General features: G+C 38.4%; 15 protein-coding genes. 2 read left to right on the top strand and 13 right to left on the bottom strand.

Annotated features, from left to right (window positions below; all coding sequences use genetic code 11):
- Positions 1-188 precede the first annotated feature (188 nt).
- The 13 genes from JIV24_RS11240 to JIV24_RS11300 form a co-directional block, all read right to left on the bottom strand.
- Positions 189-2,087 (bottom strand): SusD/RagB family nutrient-binding outer membrane lipoprotein, encoded by a 1,899-nt coding sequence (locus JIV24_RS11240; protein WP_200465137.1) that lies wholly within the window; start codon positions 2,085-2,087, stop codon positions 189-191.
- A 5-nt stretch (positions 2,088-2,092) separates the two neighbouring features.
- Complete coding sequence (locus JIV24_RS11245; protein WP_200465138.1) at positions 2,093-5,491, bottom strand: SusC/RagA family TonB-linked outer membrane protein; 3,399 nt, start codon at positions 5,489-5,491, stop codon at positions 2,093-2,095.
- Between the two features lie 78 nt (positions 5,492-5,569).
- Positions 5,570-6,769, bottom strand: a complete 1,200-nt coding sequence (locus JIV24_RS11250; RefSeq protein ID WP_200465139.1) for a FecR family protein — start codon at positions 6,767-6,769, stop codon at positions 5,570-5,572.
- Between the two features lie 56 nt (positions 6,770-6,825).
- Complete coding sequence (locus JIV24_RS11255) at positions 6,826-7,413, bottom strand: RNA polymerase sigma-70 factor (RefSeq protein ID WP_200465140.1); 588 nt, start codon at positions 7,411-7,413, stop codon at positions 6,826-6,828.
- 449 nt (positions 7,414-7,862) lie between these two features.
- Entirely contained in the window at positions 7,863-8,927 is a 1,065-nt protein-coding gene (gene pdxA / locus JIV24_RS11260) for a 4-hydroxythreonine-4-phosphate dehydrogenase PdxA (RefSeq protein WP_200465141.1), read from the bottom strand.
- A gap of 71 nt (positions 8,928-8,998) precedes the next feature.
- Complete coding sequence (locus tag JIV24_RS11265; protein ID WP_200465142.1) at positions 8,999-10,435, bottom strand: leucyl aminopeptidase family protein; 1,437 nt, start codon at positions 10,433-10,435, stop codon at positions 8,999-9,001.
- Between the two features lie 11 nt (positions 10,436-10,446).
- A complete protein-coding gene (locus JIV24_RS11270) occupies positions 10,447-10,851 on the bottom strand; it encodes a hypothetical protein (RefSeq protein WP_200465143.1) in 405 nt (134 codons plus the stop codon).
- Between the two features lie 3 nt (positions 10,852-10,854).
- Positions 10,855-11,841, bottom strand: a complete 987-nt coding sequence (locus JIV24_RS11275) for a DUF4837 family protein (RefSeq protein WP_200465144.1) — start codon at positions 11,839-11,841, stop codon at positions 10,855-10,857.
- A gap of 36 nt (positions 11,842-11,877) precedes the next feature.
- A complete protein-coding gene (locus tag JIV24_RS11280; RefSeq protein WP_200465145.1) occupies positions 11,878-13,077 on the bottom strand; it encodes a lytic transglycosylase domain-containing protein in 1,200 nt (399 codons plus the stop codon).
- A 95-nt stretch (positions 13,078-13,172) separates the two neighbouring features.
- Positions 13,173-13,385: a twin-arginine translocase TatA/TatE family subunit gene (locus JIV24_RS11285; RefSeq protein WP_200465146.1), complete on the bottom strand. Its 213-nt coding sequence runs from the start codon at positions 13,383-13,385 to the stop codon at positions 13,173-13,175.
- 38 nt (positions 13,386-13,423) lie between these two features.
- The gene (gene rseP / locus JIV24_RS11290; protein ID WP_200465147.1) at positions 13,424-14,743 is read right to left on the bottom strand and encodes an RIP metalloprotease RseP; all 1,320 of its coding nucleotides are present in this window, start codon (positions 14,741-14,743) and stop codon (positions 13,424-13,426) included.
- Positions 14,744-14,882: 139 nt separating this feature from the next.
- The gene (locus JIV24_RS11295; protein WP_200465148.1) at positions 14,883-16,040 is read right to left on the bottom strand and encodes a 1-deoxy-D-xylulose-5-phosphate reductoisomerase; all 1,158 of its coding nucleotides are present in this window, start codon (positions 16,038-16,040) and stop codon (positions 14,883-14,885) included.
- A 26-nt stretch (positions 16,041-16,066) separates the two neighbouring features.
- Positions 16,067-16,948, bottom strand: coding sequence for a M23 family metallopeptidase (locus tag JIV24_RS11300; RefSeq protein ID WP_200465149.1), 882 nt, complete (start codon positions 16,946-16,948; stop codon positions 16,067-16,069).
- Between the two features lie 388 nt (positions 16,949-17,336).
- Here JIV24_RS11300 and JIV24_RS11305 point away from each other — a divergent pair, with 388 nt between their 5' ends.
- Both JIV24_RS11305 and ggt read left to right on the top strand, forming a co-directional pair.
- Positions 17,337-17,552, top strand: coding sequence for a hypothetical protein (locus JIV24_RS11305; protein WP_200465150.1), 216 nt, complete (start codon positions 17,337-17,339; stop codon positions 17,550-17,552).
- 99 nt (positions 17,553-17,651) lie between these two features.
- The gene (gene ggt, locus JIV24_RS11310) at positions 17,652-19,334 is read left to right on the top strand and encodes a gamma-glutamyltransferase (RefSeq protein ID WP_200465151.1); all 1,683 of its coding nucleotides are present in this window, start codon (positions 17,652-17,654) and stop codon (positions 19,332-19,334) included.
- The last annotated feature ends 55 nt before the right edge of the window (positions 19,335-19,389 follow it).

Below are 19,389 nucleotides of genomic sequence, written 5' to 3' on the forward strand. Positions count from 1 at the left end.
GAATGCTTAAAAGCCATTAGTTATTCACATTTATTGTTGATAACTAATGACTTATGATGTTGTTAAGGATTAACTAATTAATGTTGTACAACATGAAATCCTGATTTTGACTTACGCGAAGCCATTTTAAAAGCACAAAAAAAGGAGCCCGAAGGCTCCTATATTTGTTTCGATATAATGAATGGCATTTACTTGCTTATCCACATTTTAGTTGAGATGAAGTTATCACCAGCATTACCATATGCTTTTTGACGCTCCATAGCTTCATTAATATTAGTTGTGTTATTAATACGCTCGCGATCAGGGTAATCTAATCGACGAGGACGAACACCACCCGTTACACCACCATTATGATACGGCGTTGAGAAGAAGGCATCTGGTGTTTGCTCAACACCTGGTATAGCATCTTTAATGTCATCCCACTTATACTCTGGTAACTCAATATTAGTATCGTATGAAATTCCAGTTGGTGTAACTGCCAATTCAGTCCTGTTCCATAAAGCAAAAGCTTCGTAGCCATTTAAAAATAATGACTTCCAACGTTCTAACTGAATAGTTTCCTCTGTTGCCACACCTAAATTAGCAATGTAATCCGCAGCCATATCTTCATATGCTCGTGTATCACCCGTTGTTTCTTCATACTTTTTAATATATGCTGATGGTGAGTTATTGTCGTATAAAGCAGGATATTTAGCAATACTCAACTCAACAGCCTTAGCTAAGTTGGTGGCAGCATTACCTGGCACAGCCCAACCCTTTGCAGCCGCTTCAGCTAAAATAAAATATGACTCATCGGCACCATAAACAATGGTTGGAGCCGTACGTGAACCTACTGTTTCAGGGTTTACAGCACATAATGTGCGGTATTGTGCATACTCAGCATCATAAGTGTAAGTATAAAGAACATTATCACCATCCTTCACTTCTACTTCGTTACCCAGATTACCACCTGTCACAAACCAATCGGTGAATACATTTACGCCTTCCACCTTCATCAATCCACGAACTGAGAAAGACTCATCACCTCCACCTTTTTCAGGATTGAAAACAACAGGTTTCCAGGCTTCACCAGGCCGTGCTGCTTCTTCAAAAGGATTAAAATGTGTTTGACCAGTCCATGCCTTAAAACCATCCTGGTTAATAACCTGGCAGGCTGTATAAAACAAACGTGGGTCTTCATTTTGCTGTGCCAAACGTAAATACTCTTCACCTACAAAAGCATAAGCAAATCCACCAACCTGACCGTTAATAGCCGATCCAGAACCATTTTCATGAATACCCCATGGACCACCAACAGTTGAATGATTAACCATTGCCGAGTTATCATTTGTATAGTTAGTGATGAAACCAGCACTATGAGCAGCGGCTTCTTCAACTACTGTTTTTGCCCAAGCAGCATCTGCCGATGATGCACGCATACCAATACGTAATAAAACAGAGTTAGCTAATCGTGCCCATGCCTCTTTTTGCTCGGCAGCATCTAAATGACCAAATATAATGTCATAACGGCCACCAAACACTTCACCGTCATCAGATAATAATGTATTTCTGGCATCTTGCAATTTAGCTACCATCCCTTTGTACACATCTTCCTGACTGTCGTAAGCAGGATAAAATAAAAGATCATTGTAACCGGCACCAGCATCTGTATAAGGGATATCTCCATACATATCTGTTAAGCGCTGAAAACCTAATTGCAGCATGATGTTGGTTTGCGCAATTTTAACGGTATTAACGTCATCTGTATTATCTCCCTCCAGTGTACGAAGCATGTCGAATCCATCTTTCATAACATTGGTATAAACAGCTGTCCATTTCGCCTCAGTGAAACCATCAGCCAAACCAAAAGCTTGTCCATTACGGTATCCACATTGAGTGATTCCTGCTATTGGACCTGTCATGATTAAGTTGCCACGCCACTCTTCATGTCCGTTACCAGCATACATCAACTGTATTTTTCCAAATTGAAAACCTGGCTCTAACTCCTCAACCCTGTTCGGGTTGTCATTAATTGAATCGAAATCATCTGTACAGGCAGTTGTCATTAAAATACCTGCAATGAATAATAATATATTTAGCTTTTTCATGCTTATTAAAATTTCAGATTTAAGTTGAAACCAAAGCTAGCTGGTAAGGCCATGTTACCATACTCAATACCTTGTCCTCCATTGCTAATTGAGAAAGTTGACTGAGGATCGATATTATCTGTTGAACGGTATAAGTAACCTAAGTTCTTACCGAATATACCAATACTAGCGCTCTTAAAATATTTAGAATCTTTAAACAAGTGACCTGGCAAACGGTAGGCTACGCTTAATTCGCGCAGAGATACATACGATGCATCGTAAACAAACATGTCATCGATACTGGCCAATGCACCATAATAATCTTCAGGACGAGCAGTAGTACCCTGACCTTCTAATTCAGCCGGGAACCATTCCTGACCAGCTACATAATCTTCTCTTCCTATAGTTGCTTCGTGCTTACCTAATGAATAAGCCGATGCTTCGGTAGCTGAGTACACCTCTCCACCAAACTTAGAATCAAGTAATAAGTTCAATGTGAAACTTTTGTAGTTGAATATATTGCTCCATCCTAACATAACCGGATGATAAGCACAACCTAAGGCAGAATAATCATTGGTAGCTTGTGGTAAACCATTATCACTTAAAACGATTTTACCTTCATCATCACGCACCATGGTTCTTCCCATAATGGTTCCGTACTCTTCACCCACTGCAGCAATCACATTTACACCGGCGCCACTCATCAGGTTTAGCTGTGTTACACCATCAGCCAATTCTTTTACCTCATTAATGTTGTAAGAGAAATTAAACGATGTGTTCCAAGAGAAATTTGCACTACGATAAGGTGTAGCATATAATACCACTTCCCATCCTTTATTCTGAATAGAACCTGAGTTAACGATAGCCCTGTTATAGCCTGAAGTATTTGAAATATCAATTGGCATAATCTGATCTTCGGCAGTCGAGTTGTAATAGGTAACATCTAAGCCTAAACGATTATTTAGGAATTTCAAGTCAGCTCCTACTTCATAGGATGTCATGATAGATGGCTTTAAAGCGGCATTAGGTACCACATCGCCATCAGTACCTCCAACAACAATATTACCACCCCAACCTGGATGTGCATTATCATCTAACTTATATTGTAGAGCCAATTGGTATGGGTCTGTATCCGAACCAACCTGTGCAACCGAGGCTCTTACTTTAGCAAAAGTCATCCATTGTGGTAAATCAACCACTTCAGATACAATAAATGAAGTACTTACGGATGGATAAAAATAAGAGTTGTTATTTGACGGCAAAGTTGAAGACCAGTCATTACGCGCTGATAAATCGACATACAACATGCTGGCGTAACGCAATTGAGCAGTACTATATACTGAGTTGATGCGCTTACGGCTATAACCAATCTGCTGTGTATTATTTGACCCAAAACCCGGACGTTGTAAGCCTGGATCTGAGAAACTATCAGAGAAAATGGCTAAGCTTTCGTACTCTCTGTCCATACGAGAGGCACCAGCATTAACAGTAATGCCAAACTTATCATTAAAGTTTCGATCGTAATTTAATATAAAATCGTAGTTTGACTCTACCTCGTCAGCCTTCATCATATTAGCACGACCACCTTCGTAATAAGGCGTACCAATTGGATAGATAGATTCGTTGGCAAAGAATGTCATATCGCTACCTGCACGCACCTGAGCATTTAAATGGTCAGTAATATGAAGCTTGGCATTAACCAATGACATTACACGCTTTTTGCGGTAGTTGTGCTTGATTTCGTTGGTTGTCCAGTAGATGTTGCTGTTACCATTAACACCTAAGCCAACAGGCATTCCTGTAACCGAATCTTTGTAATCTTTTAAATCATCCAACGACACATTGTTTGGTACACCTAACAACTGCGATGTTGGGTTAAAAGGTGTTGCTCCCATCATCGCATTTTGCGAATCTTCATCAGTGTAAGCGATTTTAGCATTAATTTCTAAACGGTCATTAAATGTCTTAGTTCCACCTGACACGTTAAAAGTATTACGATCATATGATGTTCCAGGAACCAAACCATTATTGGTCGTATTGGAGTATGATAAACGTAAATTGGCATCTTCAGTATTGTGATTAACAGCCACAGAGTTCGTCCATGTCATACCGGTATCGAAGAAATCACGTTCGTTATCGTGGAAAACATAGTCACGCTGGTCGCCACGGTAATTAACATAGCTGGCAACATCATTATACTTTGCACCCCACATTGAAGTCTGGTCGCGACCTGCATCGATGCTTTGAGGAGCCTGGCCGTTGATGCCCTGTCCGTAAACTTCTTGCCAATTCGAATAAATTCGAGCACGGTCGAAAGTCATGTTTGAATTAAAGTCAACACTTGTTCCCTTGTCGCCTTTACCTGTTTTAGTTGTTACCAAAACAACCCCGTTAATAGCACGAGAACCATATAAAGCAGTTGCAGCAGGACCTTTCAACACTGAAATATTTTCGATATCATCGGCCGCAATACCTGATAAACCATTACCAGAATCGATACCACCGTTATCTGAATCATCAGCATTTGAAAACTGTGTATTTGAAATTGGTACTCCATCAACTACATAAAGTGGCTCGTTTGAACCAGACAGAACAGCTGCACCACGAATAATTACAGACGAGGAACCACCAGCACCCTGTGACGACGTATTAATTTGAACACCAGCCATGCGACCAGAAAGTGCTCCCATTGGGTTGGCATCTTTCATGTTTTCAAAAGCCTCTTCACCAACATCAACTGCTGAATAACCAAGTGCTTTCTTTTCGCGTTTGATACCAAGAGCAGTTACGACGACTTCATCAACATTCATGACATCTTCCTGCATCGTAACATTATATGATACTCCTGAGGCGATAGTAATTTCTTGCGTAGCAAAACCGATGAAGGAGTATACGATAACACCATTAGCCGGTGCTTCAAACGTGAATTGACCATCTAAATTAGTGATGGTACCGGTAGTTGTTCCTTTAACCGAAACATTTACACCGGGTATTCCCATTCCGAACTGATCTACTACTGTACCTGTAATCTGAACTTTATCCTCCTGCGTATTAGCAACAGTCTCTGGCTCATCTGCTACAATAACAACCTGATTGTCGTATACTTTGAAATCCGCATCTTCAAGTACTTCATTCAATACATTTTCAACACTTTCATTGCTAACATTAACCGAAACCAATTGACTAACATCAACCAATGCTTCATTGTAAACAAACACCATGTTACTTTGCTCTTCAATAGCAATTAGAAGCTCATGAAGCGTTACATCCTTAAAATTTAGATTTACCTTTTGTTCTTTCAATCGGCTCGATGCCACAACATCGTTCGAACCCAAAATCATAATAAGGCAGGTTAAAACACCTGCTTTAAGCAAATTTCTGGTTCTTTCCGAGAAGAAGGATTTCCATTTCCCAGTGAAATTCATAAATTAGTAATTTAATTAAGTGATTAAAAAAAAGATTTGAAGGGTGTGTTTTTTGACGGAGCGCACCCTTTTTTACTTTTATTCCTGTTTATAAAAACTGACTTGATTATTCTCAATACGATAGCCCATTCCCGATAAATCACACAAAGCTTTACAAACCCGCTCGGCATCAGTATCGAGCATTAGCTTTCCGCTTAGTTGAATATGCATTTCCAATAGCTCGTTGCTAATTGTAATATCACAATTATAATAGTGTTCTATTTGGTAAATTAAAGTCCGAAGATTATTCTTCTCAAGTGTTAAAAAACCATTCTTCCAGGAGGTATATATAGACGTATTTACCTGCTGTATAATTATTTGCCCTTCATTATTTGCAAACGAACATTTTTCACCTGGCTTAAGGATGATACTTTCCTTATTGAATAAAGCATTTTCATCCACTTTCAACGAACCATCAACAAGCACAGCCGAATGTATTGGGCTATGATCGTAAGAACGGATATTAAATGAGGTACCTAACACCGTGTAAGTTAGCTTATCAGTTAATACTCTGAATGGCTGAGATTCACTATGTGTTACTTCAAAAAAGCCCTCACCAAGTAGCATAACATCTCTGTGGTCTTTGTTGTTAAAATGATTAGGAAACACCAACTGACTACCTGCATTTAACCATACTTTTGTGCCGTCAGCAAGTATTAATTTAGCTGTTTTACCATAAGGCACTTGAATTTGATTAAGTTGACTCTGAGCCGCTGTCTCCCCCTTTGTTTTAACGATTTGATTCTTTTCAACAATAAATTGTTCGCCATCCTTATCGGCTTCAACGGTAGCATGCTGTTCATTTAAAGTGAATTGTTGACCATCAGCCAAGTTTAACACAGTGTTATCACCTTCTGGCTCATTAGTACTTAGCATCGATGAATATTTGTTATTAGCAGCACTAAAGATCTGCATTGTCACAACCATAACAATGGCAATAGAGGCCGCGACAGAAGCAAATCCCAATAATCGGCGCGACTTAAAACTTGCCTTATTATTTAGTTCAAACTTATTAGCAAATCGCTCCCATTCATCATTAACATCCATCTCCGCTTGCTTTTCAATGTCTGACTTTAATTTTTCAAACAAAGCCTTATTGCCATGGTCTGCTTTTAACCAGTCACCCAATTCAGCAATTTCATTAACTGAAGCTGCTCCGTATACATAGCGCTTGACAAGTCCTTTGATGTATTGATTTGTTTCTTTCATCTTCATCTCTTCCACTTCTACTACAATCAACTTTTAATACCCCCACCCTTTTTCAATAAAAAAATTACTTTTTTTACTCAAATGAATTAGGGCAACAGTGTTAAAATAAAGATGGCGGTTTTCAGATGCTTAAGTTTTGCACGCAAGGCTTTATTTGCCATGGTAATATGTCGCTCAACTCCTTTTGTAGTAATGTCTAATTGTTGAGCTATTTCGTTATGCGTTTGTCCTTCTATTTTTGATAATTTATATACCTCTTTACGTTTTTGAGGCAGTTCATCAATGGCTTTTGATATTTGGGAGTACACATAAAAGGTATCGGAATCAGATGTCTCCAAATTAAAATCCTCCCGATACACCGTATCAATCGAATCATAATTTTTGGCAAACTCGATGAACTTATCCTTTACCTTACTATGTTTAATGGCATTCAGGCATTGATTTCGAATGGCTCGATACAGTAGGCCACCGATTGATTGTTCAACATTAATAGAAGCACGTTTATTCCACAAGTTTATAAATGCATCCTGAACAACATCTTCAGCTTCATCAGATTGACTGAGAAACAATGTTGCATAATTATGAAGACGCTTATAATTTGTTTTATAAAAATCCTGAAATACTTCAAGATTTCCACATTTTATTTTTTGGGCAATCACGCTTTCGGGCACCATACAACTTAGGATTAAAGATGTAATTGTTAGCTGTGTTTTTCAATGATGGTGAAAGTAGATTTTACTGCTTGGCTGCACAATGGACAAATGTTCAGCTAGGTATACAAATGTTACCACTCCTCATACTCAACTAAAATACTGACACTTACAAACCACTCCGTGCAGGACAATTATCATTTTTTAACTTTTTTGAGAATGATTAAAACCGTTTACTATTCAAAATCACCCTTTAATCCGATCCGCTTATGAAGTCACGTTGATTATACAATGGCATTTACCATTGTAGTTTTTAAATTACGCTTAAAGCATATATTAAAATACAATTGGTTTAACATCAGTAAAAGTATAATAAAAGCCTGGTACCTTTTCTATTGCCGGTTTTGTAACAGCACAAAAAAGCCCCTCTGTTGAGAGGGGCAATATCTAATTAACAAACATATTCAAGCAATCTAATCTTTTTGTTCCAGTTCATTTATATCGTATGATTTCAATGGATTCTTCGACAAATTAATATTCATCTTACGATTACGACAAACATCAACGGCCAGATAAACAGCCTCTTTAAATGAATCGGCATTAGCCTTATCTTGCCCTGCAATTTCAAAAGCAGTTCCATGATCGGGCGATGTACGAATAAAAGGTAAACCTGCCGTAAAATTAACGCCTTTAGAAAAGGTTAATGTTTTAAATGGTGCTAATCCCTGGTCGTGATACATGGCCAAAATAGCATCGAAGTTTTTAAATTGCTCACTCCCGAATAAACCATCAGCAGGATAAGGTCCTAAGGCCATTATACCTTCTTCTTTGGCTTTACTCAGTGTTGGAATAATTATATCCTTCTCTTCTGAGCCAATCACGCCACCATCACCGGCATGTGGATTAAGTCCCAGTACTGCAATTCGTGGTTTACGAATAGAAAAATCCTGCTGCAAACTATGATTTAGTGCACGAAGCTTTTTCATGATGCTTTCTTCGGTAATTTTCGAAACCACATCTTTCATTGGAACATGCCCCGCAACAACACCAACTTTCATATGATCAGATACCATTAACATCAATGCTTCACCTTCTCCAGCAGCCTGATGTAAGTATTCGGTATGACCCGGAAAGCTAAATGTCTCTGACTGAATATTCTCCTTATTGATTGGAGCAGTAACCAGTACATCTATTCTTCCTTCTTTTAAATCCTTAACTGCCATTTCTAAGGCCTTAAATGCTGAGTCTCCGCCAATACTTGTTGATTTGCCTAACTCCACACGGATATTATCATCCAGACAGTTAATTATATTGACACGTTTAGTATGTGCATCCTTCACACTGTTGATGCTATTTAAACTAAAGTTGCCAATATTAAGCGCTTTTCGGTGATAAGCTGCCACCTTTGATGAACCATAAATAATTGGCACAAATGATTCAAAAATACGGGCATCGGCCAATGTTTTAAAAATAACCTCGTAACCAATACCGTTAATATCACCGTGGGTGATTCCCACTTTTATTTTTTCTTCGCTCATAAGCTCATTTTTTCTGACTACACAAAGTGTAAATCAGTATTTGTGCACTAAAATTAATATAAATTACCAAATTAGCACTTGTTCTTCAAAAACGCATATAACATTCGCACACCAACACCGGAAGCACCCGAGCCACGATAACTATCGTCTTTCTTCACAAAAGCTGGTCCGGCAATGTCTAAATGAATCCAGGGGCTATCGACAAAGTGACTCAAAAACTTACCTGCTGTAATGGCACCTGCCTCACGAGCTCCAAGATTTTTAATATCAGCTATATCAGACTTTATCATATCTCCATATTCATCCCAAAAGGGGAATTGCACCACACGTTCATATACACAGTCACCAGCTTCATGTAATTGCTGAAATACTTCATCGGATGCCGTTCCCATGCCAACCGTAGCATATTGCCCTAGTGCCATCACAGCACTACCGGTTAAGGTAGCTAAATCAATGACCAATTCGGGTTCGTAATTTTTTGAATAAGAGAGTGCATCAGCTAATATCAATCGACCTTCAGCATCAGTATTTAATACCTCAACTGTTTTACCATTATGCATTGTTAAAATATCGCCTGGTACAATCGCATTTCCACCTGGTCGGTTATCAGTAGCTGGAATCAGGCCAACTACGTGCATTGGCAATTTATTTGAAGCAACAGCAACCATTGCTCCAACTACCGATGCAGCACCTCCCATATCAGCTTTCATATCATCCAAACTTCCCGGAGGAGTTTTTAGGTTAATGCCTCCAGTATCAAACACGACTCCTTTACCTACCAGAACAACTGGCTTTTCATTGATCGTACTTTCTGGTTTCCATTCCAGAATATGAAATGCCGGAGGATCAACACTACCTTTATTAACACCCAATAAGCCACCAAACTTTAATGATTCAAGTTTCGCTTTATTAAATATATCAACATCAAAGCCATGTATGGCTCCTAATTCACTAATACGATCGGATAATTCCTCAACATCAAGTGTTGAGACCGGCTCATTAACCAAATCACGCGTAATAAATACAGCATTGGTTAATCGGCGTAACTCATCCAAATCACCTTGGTTAATTGCAGCAGAAGCGACCCAAATTGATAATTCCTTTACTTGCTCTTCATCAGCATCTGTTTTGTATTTATCAAATGCATATGATGACAATGCTACACCTTCATTTAGAGCTAGCATTGCTGCTTTATCACCTATCAAATCATAGATACATACACCAGATTGTTTATCTTTTTTAAGGCTAGAATAAATTGTTGCTCCATCCTTTCTTAATGCTTCATACCCTTTATTATTATACTCATCATCAGCTACTACACGCACATAATAAACAATGTTGTAGTTCTGAATGGTAATTAACTTTTCCTTCGCCTCAACCCTCGATTCTACATAAGCCAAAGCCTCATTATTAAAGCCAAAATCTTTGAGTAAGCTTGTCTCTTTGACCAGAAAAATATTACGAACACCTTCAGGGCGTTCACCTGTGTGCTTTATAGATAATTGCATAATTGTCAATTTTATTGGGTAAGCTCAGGGGCATCATCTTTTGATTCCTGACTCTGAGCTTTAAAATATTCTCGTATCATTACCTTTTTCATCTCACGATGAATAATTAATTCGGTCAGTGCATCTTCATAACTAACATCTCCCATTTCACGTTGATAAACAGCCACCTGTGTTTCTGTAACATCAATGCGATATAAAAAGTTGAGAAACTGAGAGTAATGCTCTCCCATTATATCCATAATGTGCATCTTCATTTGCTTAAAAACCTCATCATAGAAACCATCAACATCACCAGAAAAGCTTACTTCAAAACCAAACTCAGCAAAGTCTTTGATTATTTGAGCTGCAGCCTTCCTAATTAAATCCTCTCTAGAGCATGCCTGCCTTAGTGCTTCACTGTTCAATTGCGGCATCATAAGCTATTGAAATTTTAAGGTATACATTAAGGCTTCCATCTGTCGAACCTTATCTCGTTTATCAGGTTTTTCAGGCGAATACACAAAACCATCGGTTATCACCACTCTATTATTCTTCTTATCATGATGAGCTTGCAAAATAAATGGTCCGCCCATCAAATCATTCTGCACTTTCCATAAGCCTCTGATTTCGACTACATCATTTCCATTAATAGTGGCTTGCTTATAAATAACAGGAAACTGATGTTCGGTGGTCATAAAAGACCCCTCAGAAGGACCCGGCACATTTTTATGCAGTATAGAATCGCGCTTATTTAAAAGGTATTCTTTAGAAAAAGTTCCTTCGCCTATATACGGAAATTCGTAAACAAACATGCCTTGAAATCCCCATTCGGCAGCTTCATTCATCCAGATAAATGAAGCTGTTGACTTATTATTACTCAAGCTGGCAGGAACAGATAAGCGAACATTAAAAGTTGAATCAACACCTTTAACCAACTCGTCACTTGGAAATTTCTTATAAGATGCAATGTAACGATCACGCTCTGCCTTATTGAAAAAGCTTAGTATCTTCATCTGATGCTCATCTACCAATTTCTTTAGTCCGGCAGTATCTTTCGCTGTGATACCAACTACTGCTTGCGGTCGTGCCCATCGATCTTTGTAATATTTAACGCTCTCTTCATTAACATCAGAAGCGATATTTACATAAACCACATTTCTAATGGTTTTCATAAAATTGGTGAAAGAGCGATGCGGGGCAACACTCATTTTAAAATGTGGTTCTGCCTGCGGCAAACCAAGATACGTTTCGCGCAATAATGATTGTAACTCTTCGCCTCCCGGTGATTTTTTAATTTTATCGTCCATAACCACCAGCATCTCGCCAGCTTTACCACCAACATTGGGTTTATAACCTGTGCTTTTATCTTTACAGGCAAAGCTTAGCATTAGCACTAAGGTCAGAAGATAATATTTTGAGTACTTCATAAGAATATGATTTGATTACTGATTTACTAAATTAATTCATCGACAACTATAGTATCGCGGCATTTTTAAAACCGGCTTCTCGTGATGATTTTCCTTTGTTACAAAAAAGTACTTTTCTTTTTTTACGGGTCGCCAAACAAGCAAACGCTGGTCGATATATAAATTCCGATTTGGTAAATTATTCCAATGCATGATGTCACTGATTCGACATTCATTATCGATGGCAATTTTGTGAAAGAACTCACCTTTACTAACAACATGAACAAAACTGGAGCGATTAGATTTATCACCAACTGGAAGTGAGCGACTAACTGGTGGCATTGCTTTTTTCAGGTTTTTTTCTGCTCTCACAAAATGGATAACACCATTTTTGGGAAGAAATACACACACAGCCTTATCTGTTACCGGAATATATGATTTTGTATACGATGGGTTTAACCATTCGATGACTTCCAAAGGGGTTTGAGAAGCCTGATGAATCTGTTCAAAAGTTAATGATTGATGAATATATACAGTGTCTACTTCTTTAAAGCTTAATGGCGCGGGGTTTACTTTGACATCATGACGTTTATAATTGTTCATCACATAATTAACCGCTATAAAAGCCGGGACATAACTCTGTACTGCCTGAGGTAAATATGGTTGAAGTTCCCAAAAATTGGTTTTACCTCCAGAGCGTTCAATAGCTTTTTGTACAACGCCAATACCTCCATTATAGGCGGCCAATGCCAGTTGCCAATCATTCAGATTATTATGCAGATACTTTAGATAGCGACAAGCTGCTTCAGTACTTTTTACCGGGTCACATCGTTCATCGACATAATTATCGACTTTTAGATCAAACATGCGTGAAGCATGATATAAAAACTGCCACAAGCCCATCGCACCCGAGCTCGATTTAGCCTTAGGTTCCAAAGCCGACTCTACAATGGCCAGATATTTTAATTCAACAGGTAAATCATATTTCACCAGATATTCTTCAAATAAAGGGAAATAGTAATCGGCCCGACCAATAATATTCGATAAATGCTCTCTGCGTTTAATGGTATACACATCTATATATGCCTGAACCTTGGGATTATAATCCAGCTTAACGATTGTGCTTTTATCTAACTCATTCAAGCGACTTTCATACATCCAGGCAGGATAATGCGGATAATCAGCATCGCCGACACCTATGGCACTAAGCCCATTACTTACAAATAGAATGACAATAACCAGTAGCAATCGCAACATCGAATCAGTATTTTCCTTTTGAGCACTTTGAATATACCAAAGGCCAATCCTCATGGAGGGTCGGCCTTCGAAATATTTATTTGATAATATCTTGCTTATTTAGAAGAATCGTCGATGGCCTCATCTTTATCGCCATCCGACTTTTTTTCATCTTCGTTTCGTGCCTTTTTGAACTCTTTCATTCCCTGGCCCAAACCTTTCATTAACTCGGGAATTTTACGACCTCCGAATAAGAGTAATAAAGCCAATATAATAAGAATCCATTCTGGTCCGCCGGGCAAAGCCCATAATATTACGTAACTGTTCATATCGTGTTCATTTTATTATACAAATTTAATAAACTCCCTTATTTAAAGAAAGCTTTAAAGATATCATTTCCATTGGCAAACAATAGAAGCCCTAATAATAATATCATTCCGGTTATTTGAGCGTACTCCATAAACTTATCACCAGGCTTACGTCCTGTTACCATTTCGTATAAAAGGAATAAGACATGACCACCGTCTAAAGCCGGGATTGGCAAGATATTCATAAATGCCAAAATCATTGATATCAATGCTGTATTTGACCAAAACACATACCAGTTCCAGGTTGAAGGAAATAGTTTACCCATGGCTCCGAAACCACCAACTTGCTTAGCGCCTTCTTTGGTGAAAATTAAGCGTAGTTGCTTCACATAGCCTACCAAAATATTTACGCCTTTAGAAATACCCTTTGGGCAAGCTTCCCAAAAACCATATTTATGCCTTTGGATATCAACATAATTTTCGGCCGACACTAAATAAAATCCAATTTTACCAGACTTTGGCACAGTCAGGTTTAGGGTCATTAAGGTGGTATCGCGGTACACACCTAACTGAATTTCCTTTTCGATATTCGCACCCAATGACGTTGTAAAATCGTTATAAAAGGCTGCTGATTCACCATTAATACTCACAATACTATCACCAACTAACAAACCGGCTTCATCTGCACTAGACCCTTTCATGGTTTCCTGTACAACCACCGGGTATCTTACGTCAGCAAAACCTCGTACTTCGGCAGAAATCATTCGCTGATCATAACCTTCTGGTATTTCTAAATAGATGGTTTCATTACCACGCTGAACGGTTAATTGCTTAGCATTTTCAAGCAATATAAATCGGGCAATATCACCACTTTCTTCAACTTGATGATCATCAACTTTTAAAACGACATCACCATCCTGCAAACCAATTTCATTCGCTACTTCGTGATAATACAAACCGTGCTTGGCTGATTGAACCGGAATATATTGTTCGCCCCAGGTATATAGCACCATCCAATATATAAAGAAGGCTGTTATGAAGTTAACCAAAACACCACCAACCATAATCAGTAGGCGTTGCCATGCTGGCTTAGCACGAAACTCCCAAGGTTCTGCTGGTTGTGCCATCGCTTCTTTATCCATTGATTCGTCAATCATACCGGATATCTTCACATATCCTCCTAAAGGCAACCAACCAACTCCATACTCTGTTTCACCTTTTTTATATTTAAATAAAGTAAACCACGGGTTAAAGAATAAATAAAACTTCTCTACTCGTGTTTTAAATAATCGGGCAAAAAAGAAATGACCAAATTCATGCAGTATTACCAATAATGATAAGCTTAGCAACAGCTGCACTGTTTTTATAAAAATCTCCATTAATTGTTATTTTTCTTAATTAAGCAACAAATATATTCTTTTCAAGCTAATTACAGGTTGATATATCTTCTGTGTTATTCTATTCTTTATCCAACACTCCTAATAAACACCTAAAAGCTCTAAAAGATTAGTTGCAATCTTATTTATTTTGAATAATTTCTGATGCAATTTGACGTGCTTCATTGTTAGTTTGAATATAATCATCCAAACTAGGCTGATTGATTATTGAAGCTTTCATCATGGTACGTTCAATAACATCCGACATTTCAATAAAGCCAATTTTTTGCTTTAAGAATCCATCAACGGCTATTTCATTAGCTGCGTTTAGAATACAAGGCATGTTGCCACCTTTACCCATAGCCTGATATGCCAGGTCTAGATTTCTAAATACTTTAACATCTGCCTTTTCGAAAGTCAGCTCCGGATAGTCCATAAAGTTAAAACGTGGAAAATCAGCTTTCGAACGTTTTGGAAACGTCATAGCATATTGAATGGGTATGCGCATATCAGGCAAGCCTAACTGTGCCTTAATTGAACCATCTTCAAATTGCACCAATGAATGTACGATTGATTGCGGATGCACCACCACATCAATATCTTTAGGCTTTACATTAAACAGCCAGCGTGCTTCGATAGCTTCAAGCCCTTTATTCATCATTGAAGCGCTATCAATAGTAATTTTATCACCCATTGTCCAATTAGGATGATTTAGTGCCTGACAGCGAGTTACTTTACGCAGAAAATCTAGTTTCTTACCTCTGAATGGGCCTCCTGATGCCGTTAAATACAACTTCTCAATAGGGTTATGAAACTCGCCCGCTAAACATTGAAAAATGGCCGAATGCTCAGAGTCAACTGGCAAAATACTTACTTTGTTTTCATGGGCCAGCCTGGTAATGATATCACCTGCGACCACAAGTGTTTCTTTGTTGGCCAATGCTATATGCTTACCTGCTTCAATGGCATTAATGGTTGGTATCAAACCTGCAAAACCAACCATGGCTGTCAGAACAATATCAATGGTGCTTATTTGCACCACCTGAGCTATGGCATCACTACCTGCGTAAACCTTTACATCGGTATTATCCAAGCCATTGCATAGCTGTTGGTATTTATCTTTATTACCTATAACAACTGTATTTGGATCATACTTTAGTGCTTGTTCAATAAGCAACTCTACATTATTATTGGCTGTAATAACTTCTACTTGAAATTCGTCGGGGTGGGCATCAACAACCTCAAGTGCTTGCGTTCCAATCGAACCTGTTGAACCCAGTATTGCTATTCTTTTTGACATTAAATTGTATCTGTTGTGTATTATAATTACTCAAACGACATGTACTGCTCTGAATCTAAAGGCACACCATTATACCATAATTCGAAATGCAAATGCGGTCCGGTGGTTAACTCGCCTGAATTACCAACGTTGGCAATTGCTTCGCCAGCTTGTACTTTATCACCCATGCTTTTGAGCAAACTTTCGTTGTGTTTATATAAGGAGATTAAATTATTGGAGTGTTGGACTTGAATTACATAACCTGTTTCTACGGTCCAACCCGTGAAAATAACCGTGCCATCCAATACGGCACTAACACGACTTCCTGGCTTGGCTACAATATCAACCCCATAATGCCCTTGTGTTTCTCCAAACTTATTTACCACCACACCTTTTAATGGCGTAAACAGGAAACTATGTTCTAACTCAAACTTTTTACTTTTATTATCAAATACAGCGAGATTAAACTTCTCTTCTTTCTCAACCTGCTCTCTAAAAAGTGAATCTTCTTCTGACTTTTTAAAGACAACCTGGTTATTTGTTTCTTCTCCCTCGGCGTCTTTTGCATCTTCAGGTAATGCACCATCAGGCACTTCACCTGACATAATTGCTCGAAAATCATTGAAAAAACGATCACGACGCTCTATCTCTAAGATTAAACTATCGACTCGTTGCGAATTTTGAATAATTAAGCGACGCTGGTGTCCATCAGGATATCCCGGAATGTACTCTCGCAGACCGGTAAAAGCAATTAAAAAAATCACCATTACAACCAACATAATAAGACTAACTCCAACAATAGTAAACACATTCAACCGGGATAAACGCATCCCAAAAACCTCCTCGTAAGTCTGCTCATTAAATATTGCCAGCCTATATTTATGCCTTAGTTTTTCTACTAATTTCTTACCTTTTTCTTCTTTCGCCATTGCTTAAAATTCAATTGAAGCAAAGGTAAAAAAAGTCATTAGAATACATTAAGAACTACACTAAAACGATTATTGCCCAATTTTAAGATTCTCAAATGCGATGACAATTATCATAGATTTGGCGCACACTAGCAAAAACACCACTAAACACTAATACAGTGCGCATTAAGTAACTTCCCAACAAAACCATTGGTAATTCATCATCAAAAAAGTGACGTTTATGGAAGCACTTTTTTTTCACCATCGCTAATATTAGATTAAACCTATAAAATCGTCGACTAATGGAATACACTATAAATCCTTTGGCAAACATAAACTACTCATCTACTTTTATAGCGGAAAACAACACACCCGGACGGTACAGGATCAAAACTAAAAGGAAAGAGACATGATTATTAAATTAATTACAGCGCTTGGGGAAATTCGCATGCATAACAAAGTAGCCGGGATCGACTTCCCCCGAAAAAATGAACTACAGGTATCATTTAAAGACACCTTTGCAGACTTAGTGATTCCCATTTCACCTGACATGGATCATCAATTATTGGTTGGGATATTTTACAATTACCTCAATCATCCCAAAAGCAAGCTTGCAATAGCATAATAATTAAAGCACCATACTAAAACTGCAGAATCTTAACACATTAGATTCTGCAGTTTTTTTTTAATTTTAAGCTTGCTTAATAAACGAAACACTAAAGACATGAAAAAAATATCTATCCTACTTTTAATTCTTATTGGCATAATAAGTAATGCTCAAGACAGAGTCACCGGATTAAACCATGCCACACGTAGCGAAGTAATTGCGCAAAACGGAATGGCTTGTACAAGTCAACCTTTAGCAACACAGGTAGCTATAGATATATTAAAAGAAGGAGGTAATGCAATTGATGCTGCTATTGCGGCTAATGCAACTTTAGGTTTAATGGAACCTACAGGCTGCGGTGTAGGCGGCGACTTATTTGCCATTGTATGGGATGCCAAAAGCAAACAACTGTATGGTTTAAATGGCAGTGGCCGTTCGCCAAAGTCTTTAACTATTGACTATTTCAATCAACAGAAGCTAAATAAGATTCCATCATACGGTCCACTGCCGGTTAGTGTACCCGGCTGTGTTGACGCCTGGTTTGAATTACACGAACGTTTTGGATTACTGAAAATGAAAAAGATTCTAAGCCCAGCGATTCACTATGCTGAAAATGGATTTCCTTTAAGTGAGTTAATTGCACATTATTGGGGACGTTCTGTTGAATTCCACAGTAAGTATCCTAATGTGACAGACACATACACAATAAATGGCAAGGCACCTGAAAAAGGTGACATATTTAAAAATCCATATCTGGCCGAAACATACCGACAACTAGCTAAACAAGGGAAAGAATATTTTTACAAAGGAGAAATTGCACAAACAATTACTCAATTTATTAAAGAACAGGGTGGTTTCATTGAAATGACTGATATGGTTGAACATTACTCTCAATGGGTTCAGCCGGTTTCCGTTAACTACCGAGGTTACGATATTTGGGAACTACCACCTAACGGACAAGGCATTACTGCTCTTCAAATGCTGAACATCTTAAAAGGTTTTGAATTTGAGAAGTATGAATACGGGACACCTCGCCACATTCATCTGGTTACTGAAGCTAAAAAGCTTGCATTTGAAGACAGGGCTAAATACTACGCCGATATGGACATGCAGGATGTTCCCGTTGATGAACTGCTATCGGAAGGTTATGCCGTTCAAAGAAGACAGCTTATCAACACCAACAAGGCAGGCAAATACGATGCTGGCACAATCAGTAATGGCGAAACTATTTACCTTACAGTGGCCGATAAATGGGGCAATATGGTATCGCTTATTCAAAGTAACTATCGAGGCATGGGCTCAGGTATGGTGCCGCCAAAATTAGGTTTTATGCTACAAAATCGTGGCGAACTCTTTTCATTGAATAAAGACGATGCCAATGCACTAGAACCTGGCAAGCGACCATTCCATACCATCATACCGGCATTTGTCACCAAGGAAGGAGCCCCAGTAATGAGCTTTGGCGTGATGGGTGGCGATTTTCAACCTCAAGGACATGTTCAGGTTATAATGAACATTCTTGATTTTGGCATGAACATACAGGAAGCAGGCGATGCTCCTCGCTTTAGCCATGCCGGCTCATCATCTCCTACCGGGATAAAAGCTAACAATAAAGGTCAGGTAAATATAGAAACTGGCTTTAGCGATGAAACAATATTAGGACTTACCAAAATGGGGCACAAAGTAGGCTTTAGTCCGGGTGGTTATGGTGGTTATCAAGCCATATGGTATGACAAAAAAAGAAAAATTTACATTGGTGCCTCTGAAAGCAGAAAAGATGGAATGGCCGCAGGCTATTAAAACAATTGCGTGACAAGGACACTTATCATCCCCAAATCTATTCACAGGCAATAAG

The sequence above is a fragment of the Carboxylicivirga marina genome (genome assembly GCF_016612505.1).
GTDB classification, from domain to species: domain Bacteria; phylum Bacteroidota; class Bacteroidia; order Bacteroidales; family Marinilabiliaceae; genus Carboxylicivirga; species Carboxylicivirga marina.

Coding starts and splice junctions, on each gene's coding strand:
- JIV24_RS11240 (WP_200465137.1), bottom strand. CDS start 2,087: ATGAAAAAGCTAAATATATTATTATTCATTGCAGGTATTTTAATGACA.
- JIV24_RS11245 (WP_200465138.1), bottom strand. CDS start 5,491: ATGAATTTCACTGGGAAATGGAAATCCTTCTTCTCGGAAAGAACCAGA.
- JIV24_RS11255 (WP_200465140.1), bottom strand. CDS start 7,413: ATGGTGCCCGAAAGCGTGATTGCCCAAAAAATAAAATGTGGAAATCTT.
- pdxA (WP_200465141.1), bottom strand. CDS start 8,927: ATGAGCGAAGAAAAAATAAAAGTGGGAATCACCCACGGTGATATTAAC.
- JIV24_RS11265 (WP_200465142.1), bottom strand. CDS start 10,435: ATGCAATTATCTATAAAGCACACAGGTGAACGCCCTGAAGGTGTTCGT.
- JIV24_RS11270 (WP_200465143.1), bottom strand. CDS start 10,851: ATGATGCCGCAATTGAACAGTGAAGCACTAAGGCAGGCATGCTCTAGA.
- JIV24_RS11275 (WP_200465144.1), bottom strand. CDS start 11,841: ATGAAGTACTCAAAATATTATCTTCTGACCTTAGTGCTAATGCTAAGC.
- JIV24_RS11280 (WP_200465145.1), bottom strand. CDS start 13,077: ATGTTGCGATTGCTACTGGTTATTGTCATTCTATTTGTAAGTAATGGG.
- JIV24_RS11285 (WP_200465146.1), bottom strand. CDS start 13,385: ATGAACAGTTACGTAATATTATGGGCTTTGCCCGGCGGACCAGAATGG.
- rseP (WP_200465147.1), bottom strand. CDS start 14,743: ATGGAGATTTTTATAAAAACAGTGCAGCTGTTGCTAAGCTTATCATTA.
- JIV24_RS11295 (WP_200465148.1), bottom strand. CDS start 16,040: ATGTCAAAAAGAATAGCAATACTGGGTTCAACAGGTTCGATTGGAACG.
- JIV24_RS11300 (WP_200465149.1), bottom strand. CDS start 16,948: ATGGCGAAAGAAGAAAAAGGTAAGAAATTAGTAGAAAAACTAAGGCAT.
- JIV24_RS11305 (WP_200465150.1), top strand. CDS start 17,337: ATGATTATTAAATTAATTACAGCGCTTGGGGAAATTCGCATGCATAAC.
- ggt (WP_200465151.1), top strand. CDS start 17,652: ATGAAAAAAATATCTATCCTACTTTTAATTCTTATTGGCATAATAAGT.